At 38.8% G+C, this 10,901-nt stretch carries 9 protein-coding genes and 4 tRNA genes; 1 reads left to right on the forward strand and 12 read right to left on the reverse strand.

Annotated elements, in window-relative coordinates; genetic code table 11:
• Positions 1-17: 17 nt before the first annotated feature.
• The 7 genes from H9655_RS11370 to sigW all read right to left on the reverse strand — a co-directional run bounded on the left by H9655_RS11370 (position 18) and on the right by sigW (position 8,836).
• Positions 18-872, reverse strand: coding sequence for an aldo/keto reductase (locus H9655_RS11370; protein WP_191813970.1), 855 nt, complete (start codon positions 870-872; stop codon positions 18-20).
• A gap of 686 nt (positions 873-1,558) precedes the next feature.
• Positions 1,559-3,358: a glutamine--fructose-6-phosphate transaminase (isomerizing) gene (glmS, locus tag H9655_RS11375; RefSeq protein ID WP_191813972.1), complete on the reverse strand. Its 1,800-nt coding sequence runs from the start codon at positions 3,356-3,358 to the stop codon at positions 1,559-1,561.
• 486 nt (positions 3,359-3,844) lie between these two features.
• The gene (gene glmM, locus H9655_RS11380) at positions 3,845-5,191 is read right to left on the reverse strand and encodes a phosphoglucosamine mutase (RefSeq protein ID WP_191813975.1); all 1,347 of its coding nucleotides are present in this window, start codon (positions 5,189-5,191) and stop codon (positions 3,845-3,847) included.
• Between the two features lie 36 nt (positions 5,192-5,227).
• The gene (locus tag H9655_RS11385; RefSeq protein ID WP_191813977.1) at positions 5,228-6,559 is read right to left on the reverse strand and encodes a CdaR family protein; all 1,332 of its coding nucleotides are present in this window, start codon (positions 6,557-6,559) and stop codon (positions 5,228-5,230) included.
• Positions 6,552-7,394 carry a diadenylate cyclase CdaA gene (cdaA, locus tag H9655_RS11390; RefSeq protein WP_191813980.1) on the reverse strand — a complete coding sequence of 281 codons (843 nt, stop codon included), beginning with the start codon at positions 7,392-7,394 and terminating at the stop codon, positions 6,552-6,554. The genes H9655_RS11385 and cdaA overlap by 8 nt, the downstream gene beginning before the upstream one ends.
• Before the next feature lie 235 nt (positions 7,395-7,629).
• Positions 7,630-8,259 (reverse strand): zf-HC2 domain-containing protein, encoded by a 630-nt coding sequence (locus H9655_RS11395; RefSeq protein ID WP_191813982.1) that lies wholly within the window; start codon positions 8,257-8,259, stop codon positions 7,630-7,632.
• A gap of 13 nt (positions 8,260-8,272) precedes the next feature.
• Positions 8,273-8,836, reverse strand: coding sequence for an RNA polymerase sigma factor SigW (gene sigW / locus H9655_RS11400; protein ID WP_191813984.1), 564 nt, complete (start codon positions 8,834-8,836; stop codon positions 8,273-8,275).
• 322 nt (positions 8,837-9,158) lie between these two features.
• Between sigW and H9655_RS11405 the strand changes: the two genes are divergently transcribed.
• On the forward strand, positions 9,159-9,323 hold the full coding sequence (locus tag H9655_RS11405; RefSeq protein WP_095371073.1) for an aspartyl-phosphate phosphatase Spo0E family protein: 165 nt from the start codon (positions 9,159-9,161) through the stop codon (positions 9,321-9,323).
• Positions 9,324-9,347: 24 nt separating this feature from the next.
• On the opposite strand, the gene rocF is transcribed toward H9655_RS11405, so the two are convergent.
• From rocF to H9655_RS11430, 5 genes are all read right to left on the reverse strand, one after another.
• Entirely contained in the window at positions 9,348-10,244 is an 897-nt protein-coding gene (gene rocF, locus H9655_RS11410) for an arginase (RefSeq protein ID WP_191813986.1), read from the reverse strand.
• 253 nt (positions 10,245-10,497) lie between these two features.
• Positions 10,498-10,570, reverse strand: a tRNA-Lys gene (locus tag H9655_RS11415).
• Positions 10,571-10,575: 5 nt separating this feature from the next.
• A tRNA-Gln gene (locus H9655_RS11420) sits at positions 10,576-10,650 on the reverse strand.
• A 79-nt stretch (positions 10,651-10,729) separates the two neighbouring features.
• Positions 10,730-10,813: transfer RNA gene (locus tag H9655_RS11425), tRNA-Tyr, on the reverse strand.
• Between the two features lie 11 nt (positions 10,814-10,824).
• Positions 10,825-10,897, reverse strand: a tRNA-Thr gene (locus H9655_RS11430).
• Positions 10,898-10,901 lie beyond the last annotated feature (4 nt).

A 10,901-nucleotide genomic window follows, 5' to 3' on the forward strand; every position in this document is an offset into this window, starting at 1 on the left:
TTTATATATTGTCCTGCCTATACATATTCGTGATATTCATTCGGGTCCTGCCCTTCTACACGTCCGGCTTCTCCTTTATCCAATGAATCAATTCTTTCAATATCCTCAGGTGCTAATTCAAAGTTGGTACTATTGAAGTTATCTTTTTGATGCACGGGATTACTGGATTTTGGTATAGAAAATACGTCTGCTTGGTAATTCCAATTTAAAATAATCTGCGCCGGGCTTTTATCGTACTTATCCGCAATTTCTTTAATTGTGTTATTTTTTAGCACGTCATTCAGATAACCTCTACCAAAAGGGCTCCAAGATTCAGTAAGAATGCCCCGTTTTTTATTTTCTTCTACCATACGATTATTATTAAAATACGGATGACGCTCCACCTGGTTTGTAGCAGGTGTCACACCTGTTGCCTCGATAATGTCGTCCAGATGATCTGGTTCAAAGTTTGAAACGCCAATGGTTCTGATTAACCCTTGTTTTTGAGCATCCACTAAAGCCTTCCAAGCTTCTACATACTTGCCGTCCTTAGGGTTGGGCCAATGAATTAAATACTTGTCAAAATATTTTAATCCAGTGCGGCGTAGAGATTCTTGAATAAAGATAAATGCCTTGTCATATTCATGGTAAGCACCGGGCAATTTCGTACTAATCAAAATTTCTTCTCTGGGCAGTGCGGACCGACGCACAGCTTCACCGACAATCCCCTCATTGTCGTAGTTTGTTGACGTATCGATTAAGCGATGTCCTATATTGAAGGCGTTTAAAATTTCAAACGTACCCTGATCTCCGTTAATACCGATCGTACCTAATCCCACAAAAGGAAGTTCTGTACCATCATTTAGAGTAAAACCATTATTATTTAAAGTCAAAACCTCATCTCCTTTTAAAAATTTTGCAATGTAAGTTGAGATTGGAAATAGCTATTTCCATGATGTCCATAATTACAATACCCGATTTAAAAAATCCTACACCAACCGGAATTGATAGTTATGCCTTTGTTACTTTCTTGGTTTCTCACTAAATCCCCTCCATCCTTCCTCCTCCAACGGTCCATCCCCTCTTTTACGCCTGAAGGCAATGGTATTAAGTTCGTACCAATGATGGAGAAAAGAAAGGAAATGCAGCCCTTTTGGGACGGTTTTACGGTTGGGAAAACACACTGAAAAGAGATTGGAAATCCTACGGATTTTTGTATGGGCGAAACGATTTCACCCCTATTGAATAAGGGATTGAAGGAATATTGGAGACAAAGAAAAGGGACTAAGTCCTATTGGACCCGCCCCGAATTAATATTGATTTTTTATTTAAAAAAACCAATTGAAATACGATTGAGTACATAAAGATCTGCCGCTGCTCTCCCCGCTTCCTTTGCCGTTTGGATACCAACTATTAAGCAGTAGGTACCGACTTTTTAGCATGGGGAAGAGGAATAAGACAGTTGAATAACAAAAACACCCGTTCGCTTATTTTAATTATAAGCGAACGGGTGTAAATAGTTAAATATTTAAACAACCTTATTATTCAAACACAAATTCTAAAATCCAACAAAATCCTCTTATTCAACAGTAACCGACTTAGCCAAGTTCCTCGGTTTATCTACATCACAGTCACGGTGTAGAGCAGCGTAATAAGAAATCAACTGCAATGGAATAACTGAAACAAGTGGTGAGAGCATTTCGTGTACTTCTGGAAGGACGAATGTGTCACCGTCTTGGTCTAGGCCTTTCATTGAGATGATGCATGGGTTAGCGCCACGTGCGACGACTTCTTTGACGTTGCCGCGGATGCTTAGGTTTACGCCTTCTTGGGTTGCTAGGGCGATGATTGGTGTACCGTCTTCGATCAGAGCAATGGTACCATGTTTAAGTTCTCCTCCAGCAAAGCCTTCTGCTTGGATGTAAGAGATTTCTTTTAGTTTTAATGCGCCTTCAAGGCCTACGTAGTAATCAATGCTACGGCCGATGAAGAAGGCATTTCTTGTTGTTGATAGGAAGCTACGTGAGATGTCTTCGAATGTTTCTTTTGAATCACATAGGGTTTCCATCGCGTTTGCAACAATACCTAGTTCTTTTACAAGGTTAAATTCTAATTTACGACCTTTAGCAATCGCTGTGACCTCTGCTAAGATCGCTAATACCGCTACTTGGGCAGTGTATGCCTTTGTAGAAGCGACAGCAATTTCTGGTCCAGCATGTAATAAGAGCGTGTAGTCTGCTTCACGGGATAAGGTTGAGCCAGGGACATTTGTAATCGTTAATGCCGGATAGCCCATTTCTTTTACACTAACTAATACTGCACGGCTATCAGCTGTTTCACCGCTTTGTGAAATAAAGATGAATAACGGCTTTTCTGATAGCAACGGTGTGTTATAAACAAATTCACTTGAGATATGCACTTCAACAGGAACTTTCGCTACTTTTTCAATATATTGCTTACCGACTAATCCAGCATGGTAAGACGTACCGGCAGCGATAATGTAGATACGATCCGCACTGTTCATAGCGTTAAGAATCTCGCCATCAATCGCTAGCTCTCCTTGGTCATTCTGGTATTTTTGAATGATCTTGCGAAGAACAAGTGGTTGCTCATCGATTTCTTTTAGCATGTAGTGAGGGTATGTTCCTTTTTCAATATCGCTTGCATCAAGTTCTGCTGTATAAGGGGCACGTTCAATTGTTTCCCCTTTAAGGTTCTTAATCGTTACACCGTCTTTTGTGACCATGACCATTTCTTTATCCATTAGTTCTACATATTGATCTGTAATTTGGATCATCGCCATCGCATCAGATGCCACGACATTGAATGCCTCTCCTAAACCGACTAATAATGGACTTTTGTTTTTCGCTACATAGATCGTGCTTCTATCTTCATTATCAACAAGTGCAAGTGCATAAGAGCCTTTAAGCTGTTTCAATGTTTTGCGGAAAGCTTCTTCAGTGCTTAATTCTTTCGCAAATTGATCAATCATTTGTACGATAACTTCAGTGTCTGTTTCACTTTTCAACTCTACACCTTGTAAGAATTCACGCTTCATCTGTTCATAGTTTTCAATTACACCGTTATGAACAAGTGTGTAACGACCTGAATTACTTTGATGAGGGTGTGCATTTTCTTGACTAGGTACACCATGTGTTGCCCAACGTGTATGACCGATTCCTGTATTCGCTAAAACTTTTTCGTCTACAATCGCACGAAGGTCAGCAATTCTACCTTTTTCTTTAAAAACTTGCACGCCAGCCTCATTAACTACTGCAATACCTGCAGAATCATAGCCTCTATATTCTAGCTTTTCTAAGCCTTTTAATAAAATTTCCTTCGAATCTTGGTTACCAATATATCCAACAATACCGCACATACTTCTTCCTCCTAATGTAGAAGGGGCAAGAAGCCTTTAAGGGCGTACTTGCCCCTTATCTCCGTATTTTTTCAATGTGAAAGTAAGGCATGACATAGATGCCTTTCCTTTCTATATTTATGGCATTCATCTCTCTTTGTCCATTAGGTTACCCTAATGATTTAAAGACATGATTACGGTTGTGCTTTTCAACCGGGAGGTACCCGCCGATGCTTCGATAAACCTCCTCCTCGTCAACTAACCTTCCATATCCGTTCAAAGATTAGCCCGGGCGCTTTAATTATGAAATTGTTCTTCTAAACCACCTTTCTTTTTTATATACAAAAACATGATAAGCATAACCGATACGCTGTTGAAAGTCAACGAATAACCATCAATTAAAAGGTATTTATTACTATAAATGGAAGTTTATCATGCTTTTTTCATACATAAATAAAATATGCATAAGAAAACAGAAGCGTTCCCTTATGCATCATTATTACACGCTTATTTCAGACCCATTTCTTCTTCTACAACAGCAGCAATACGGTAGACATATGCTTCACATGCCTCTTCTGTAGCTGCTTCTGCCATGACGCGAACAAGCGGTTCTGTTCCTGAAGGGCGGACAAGAATACGTCCATCTCCATTCATTTCTTTTTCAACTTCACTTATAACAGCTTTCACCTTTTCATTATCTGTTACATGATGTTTATCCGTTACTCTTATATTGACGAGCTTTTGTGGAAACTTCTGCATTTCTTTGGCAAGCTCGGAAAGTGATTTGTTTGTTACTTTCATAATGTTCACTAGTTGTAATCCTGAAAGTAGCCCGTCACCTGTCGTGATATGATCAAGGAAGATAATATGGCCGGATTGTTCGCCACCTAAACTATAACCATTCTTCTTCATTTCTTCTACAACATAGCGGTCACCGACTGCCGTCTGCACACTTTTCATCTCATTTGCCTCTAATCCCTTATAGAAACCGAGGTTGCTCATTACTGTAGAAACAACGGTATCCTCTTTAAGCCTACCTTGTTCTTTCAAGTACTTCGCACAAATGAACATGATTTGGTCACCGTCAACAATTTGCCCTTTTTCATCGATGGCTATTAAGCGATCACCATCACCATCAAAGGCAAGTCCTACATCCGCTCCTCTTTCTTTCACAAAAGCAGCTAAGGCTTCTGGATGTGTAGAGCCAACTTCCTCGTTGATATTTAAACCGTTTGGTGAAGCGCCCATCATCGATAAATCGGCATCCAAGTCAGCAAATAAATGATTCGCTAGGAAAGAAGTGGCTCCATGTGCACAATCTAAAGCGATATGAATGCCAGAAAAATCATCATCAACAGATTGCTTTAAGTATTGCAGATATTTCTGTCCGCCTTCAAAGTAATCATTCACTTGTCCAAGATCACCACCAACTGGTCGTGGTAGGGAATCATTCTCCTTGTCCATTAGTTCTTCGATTTCATTTTCCTGTGCATCTGAAAGCTTGAAGCCATCTGGACCAAAAAACTTAATTCCATTATCCGCAACAGGATTATGGGAAGCAGATATCATTACGCCCGCTTCTGCATCTAATGCTTTCGTTAAATAGGCCACACCTGGTGTAGAAATAACGCCGAGTCGCATCACCTCTGCACCGATTGAAAGAAGGCCTGATACTAGTGCATTCTCAAGCATATGTCCTGAGATTCTTGTATCTCTCCCAATTAAAACTTTTGGTCGATCTTGATCTTTTGTTAATACATACCCACCAAATCTTCCTAGTTTAAAGGCTAACTCTGGCGTTAACTCACTATTTGCCACTCCGCGTACGCCATCCGTACCAAAATATTTTCCCATTATTAAATCGCTCCTTCACTTTCCTCTGCTGTTCATCTATTCTTTTTCTGTAATATTGATTGTTGCTGTCTCACTCTCAAGTTGGGACTCCACACCAGGTGGTGCGTCTAATTGAATATTCACCTCATGTTCTCCAGGATCAAGGCCAGTTACATCTATAGATAGAGTAAAATCACTTTTACTTAAACTATTCATATCCTTTTCATTACCAGAAACCTTCAAGCTTGTCTCACCTTCATCAGGACTTTGAAAGGTCATTTCATATTGATCGTCTAAGCCTGTGATTGTAATTGGCATGCCCGAATACGTACGATTCACTGTTTGTTCATCCGCGGTTTGTTCCTGCTCATTTTCTTGTTCTTGTACTTGTGTTTCTTCTTCTTCACTACTATCTTCTGATGACTCTTGTTCTGTAACAGTCACATTGGCATCAACCGTCACTTCTTTAGGATCGACACTAGTAATTCCATCAGAGATAAACACAGGTAATTTTAATTCCTGATCTTTATCGAGTTTGCTTAAATCAACCTCTACCCTAACCGTTTTGACCTCACTTAGAACATTTTCTGGAGCAAATATGGTTGCTTCTGTTTGGCTGAGCTTAAGAGAATCTAACTCAACTCCAGAAGGAAGGCTCCCAGTTTCAACAATATCGATGGGCACCGTCTTACTTAAACGTTTCACATCGACCGAGACCTCCACCTCACCTGGGCTAACATCTACATCTAATTTATTCATATTACGATCGAGCACATTAATCGCAGCTGTTTCTGTAAATGATTCCGTAATAGAACCTTTCGTATTAACAGTTGCTTTCACATAAGCAATCGATTCAATCACATTTTTGGCACCTGTTATTTTGACTGTATTTGGTTCAGCAAGTGCCGCTTCGGCCTTGTAACCTTCTTCAAGTAAACTATTGTTAAATTCTGCTTCCACATTGAACTCTTCTGTTACTTTTTCATCAATTGTTACATCTACAGTAGAAGGATCAATGATATATTCAAGCTTATCGGATAGATCTTTGATCCCTACTTCTACTTCTTGTCGACCAATCTCTGCATCTGATAAGTCCACAAACACTTCAAAGTTCCGCTGTGCCTTCGCATTTTCCAAATGACTCCTTGGGCCATCTAAGGTAACAGCCACTGTTTCAGGAAGACCGGTTACGACAAGATTATCTGTATCATAGTAAGCTGTAAGCGGGACGTTTTCTATGACAGCTGAGCCATCATCCCCAGGTACATTGATACTTCTATTTTCATTATTCGTATCATAAACCGAATCAAACAGGAGCAGAGCAATTAATAAAGCCACTACCTTCATAAACCATCTGGTATCAATGAGCTTATCAATATATTTATCCATTTTTCTTTCCCCTCCAGTTCCAAAGAGTGGAAGAAGATTGTTTTGATTTAGCTGAGTGAATAAGCTCTTCATTTAAAAGTTCTTTGAGCTGATCGAGTTTCAAATCGCGTGTAAGTTCACCATTTTTCGCTACAGATATCCCACCTGTCTCTTCAGACACAATAATGGTGATACTATCTGTTACCTCACTAATCCCCATCGCCGCTCGATGTCTCGTACCTAACTCTTTGGAGATAAAAGGACTTTCTGATAACGGCAAGTAACATGCGGCCGCTGCAATTTGACTTTTCTGTATAATAACGGCGCCATCATGTAATGGTGTATTGGGAATAAAGATATTAATAAGTAATTCTGATGATATTTTGGAATGCAATGGAATACCAGTTTCAATATAGTCACCCATACCAGTTTCACGTTCAATCGAAATTAACGCACCAATTCTCCGCTTAGCCATATAATCAACAGACTTAACAATTGCAGTAACTAATTGATCTTGATCCATCTCTTCTTGGTTGCCACTTCTAACGAAGAATTTACCCCTACCAAGCTGCTCTAGTGCACGACGCAACTCTGGTTGGAAGATAATTATAATGGCTAGTACCCCCCATAAGAGAACTTGTTCCATCATCCATCCTAATGTTTGCAATTGTAGGATATCACTTAAAACCTTTACAATCAGAATAATAAAGATCCCTTTGACTAATTGGACGGCTTTCGTCCCTTTAACAATCATAATTAATTTATATATAACGAACCAGACAAGGAGAATGTCTACTGTATTCGCTAAAAGCCTTAATAAAGGTAAATCTGTGAAAGATAAATCTAAAAGCGACATTTTCCTTCCTCCAAGTATTTATTTCCACCATTAAAATAGTCGTTTAACCTACTTATTATACCATATTTCTACTGGAATCCAATTTTCTAGGTATGTATACAATCGTTAACGTTATTAAAATATATCCTACATTTTTATTACTACATATGCAAAGATTAAGCGATTTATTAACAAATTATTACATATTTATACTTCTTTGAACAAAGGAAAAGGCCACCGCATCTTAGCAGTGACCTTATTTTTCTTTATTCTCTTGTGTAACAGTCGAGATTAAACTTTTACTTGTATTTTTAATGTGATACCATAACCATTCAAAAAGCTGATCCACTTCTTTAATTTCCCCAGTTACTTTACCAGCAGAGGCTAAATATTGCTCACCATTAATGACCGTTGCATCCCCTTCAACTTCACCGTTTATCTGCAAGTTTCCATTCTTAACGACAACATCGCCCTTGACCACTTCTCCTTCTGGGACAATGACTGTTTCGTTCTCAATCACTAGATTAGGTTGCTTGGAGACAGACAATGCATTTTCTTGATTCCAGGCAGATAGAACACTACCAGACATTAAGATGAGAAAGAGGGATGCTGCAGCAAGCATCGGGTGCTTCCTAAGCCATCTTTGTGCACCTACTTTTTTCTTTTCTTTAGGCAGTCTCGCCATCACATTTTCAGTAAAACCTGCAGGCGCTTGGAAATGTGATGTACTCTGTACAAAGGCAATCGCTCGTTTTAGTTCATGAAAATGCGTGCGGCATTCTTCACATTGCTCTATATGTGTTTTGAGTATTTGTTTATGCTCATCTGTTATTTCTTCATCTAAATATTCATGCATATATTCAATAATTTCTTCATTACATTTCACTGAAATCACCTTCTTATACGTAGCGTAATTGCTTTCTTAAAGCTTCTCTTCCCCTATGAATCCTCGTTTTCACAGTACCTAATGGTAAATCTAAGGTCTCACTGATTTCATTCAAGGACAGTTCCTCAATGTACTTAAGCACGATGACCGATCGATATTTTTCCGGTAGCTTCGAAATTTCCATTTGGATGGTTTCCTGTAACTCCATTTTTTCTACATCTTCTTCAGGTAGTTTCGTATTCGCAGGAATCTGTGAATACATATTTAAACCGTCTGTTCCTGCTACTTCCGCGTCCAAATAATAGTCAGGCTTTTTCTTCCTGATCCGGTCGATACATAGGTTTGTTGCAATGCGATATAACCAAGTTGAGAATTTTAAGTTCGTATTGAAGCTTTGTATATTTACATATGCTCGTAAGAAAGCTTCTTGTGCAATATCTTCAGACTCATGTTGATTACCCAACATTCGATAACAGATATGATATACTCTGTCTTTGTATATTTCTACTATTTCAGCGTAAGCATCTTGATCTCCTTTTAATACTTGTTTAATTCTTTTCTTCACCAACAATTCCATCTATTTACCCCCGCTCTATGCGGCTTATCGATAATCATTTACGAATCGATAGCAAAAAGGTTTCACATATTTTTTATTTGGTTCCTTTTCCTCCATAAGTACTTCAGTTATATAAGAGTTATCACATAATATTTTAACAAATTTTAACTAAAGTAGTTTAATTAATTTTCATACTGGGTATAAAGGATTTAAAACCAGTGTGTTGACGAAGGAAAAAAGACCTTCCCTTCAATATTTTTGCTCCAACGAACAAGAGACCATACATTTAAAAATTGTCTACGTGCTGGCATAAAATTTTTCAAATGGAAAGGACAATGATCTCATGTATACGGAGGAACTATTAAAAGATATTGAAATCCACAGAGCTAAAATGGTTGAACTTGCTTCTATTTCTTCATTTTCAAACCACCAAGTTCTTAAAGCGAGCATTGAATTGGACAACCTAATTAATAGATACTATACATTAACATTAAAAAAAGAAGCTTGAGCATCGACTCAAGCTTCTTTCACTTTATAGTAATTTTTCTCCGAATAGCGAGCCCATTAAAGCCACCGCTGCATCAGCTGTTTTATTTCTTTCATCTAATATCGGATTAACCTCAACAAATTCGGCCGAAGTAATCAATTGTGATTCAGCTAATATCTCCATTGCCAGATGGCTCTCACGATAACTAATTCCCCCCATAACCGGTGTACCCACACCAGGTGCATCAGATGGATCAAGACCATCTAAATCTAGCGAAAGATGAACACCATCTGTTCGGTCTTGTAAATAACTAATCGTCTCTTCCATTACCCTCGGCATGCCTAAACGATCAATCTCATGCATCGTAAAGACTTTTATTCCTTTAGCTTTAATCAAATCTCTTTCTCCTTCGTCTAAAGACCTTGCTCCGATAATTACAACATTTTCTGGCTTTAACTTCCTATGGACGCCGCCCACTTCTAATAACAACGGATGTCCATGTCCTAAAGCAACTGCTAAGGACATACCATGAATATTACCGGAAGGAGAAGTTTCTGCTGTATTTAAATCCCCGTGTGCGTCGTACCAAATGACACCTAAGTTGTGATAATGCTGCAATAAACCAGCTAATGTACCAATAGCAATACTATGATCCCCTCCTAAAACAAGAGGAAATGCTCCTTTTTCTACTACCCCATCAACTTGATCTGCTAAGATTTTAGTTTTCGCTGCAATTAAGTCCAAGTTTCTTAAACCTGTATCCTTATCTATTTGTTCAGTCGACCTACCTATTTCAATATCCCCTAAATCATCAACTTGGTGATTAAGTTGTTGTAATCTATTTTCAATGCCCGCATATCGGATGGCACTTGGCCCCATGTCTACCCCTCTTCTTAATTGTCCCAAGTCCATCGGCATACCAATAATCGAAATTTTTTTCATATAGTTGCTCCCCCTACCCAGAATAAATTCTAATTCTATTGTAAACGGTTACATTCTGGTGGTTCAACTGTGCAAAATTTTGTATATCTATACAAAAAAAGGACATTTATTAAAGCGCTAGGGGCAATTATAAAATCACCAAAAATAGCTGCGTTTCTTCTGCATGCTTAGGAAGTCTGTGAAAATCTTTGTAATTGGGAAAAATGTTAAACAACAAATAAAAATCCTTAAACATAAATGTTTAAGGATTTAGTGAGCCATGAAGGACTCGAACCTTCGACCCTCTGATTAAAAGTCAGATGCTCTACCAACTGAGCTAATGGCTCGAAAATGGCTGGGCTAGCAGGGATCGAACCTGCGAATGACGGAATCAAAATCCGTTGCCTTACCGCTTGGCTATAGCCCATCATATGTAAAAAAACAAAATAAAAAGGACTAATTATATTATGTCCGCTTTTTGGATTTTCATTCAAATAAAATTGAAATGGTGGAGGGGGGCAGATTCGAACTGCCGAACCCGAAGGAGCGGATTTACAGTCCGCCGCGTTTAGCCACTTCGCTACCCCTCCATGAAAAACGATGCCGGCCAGAGGACTTGAACCCCCAACCTACTGATTACAAGTCAGTTGCTCTACCAATTGAGCTAGGCCGGCAAAT

The sequence above is a fragment of the Cytobacillus stercorigallinarum genome (assembly GCF_014836495.1).
GTDB lineage: Bacteria > Bacillota > Bacilli > Bacillales > Cytobacillaceae > Cytobacillus > Cytobacillus stercorigallinarum.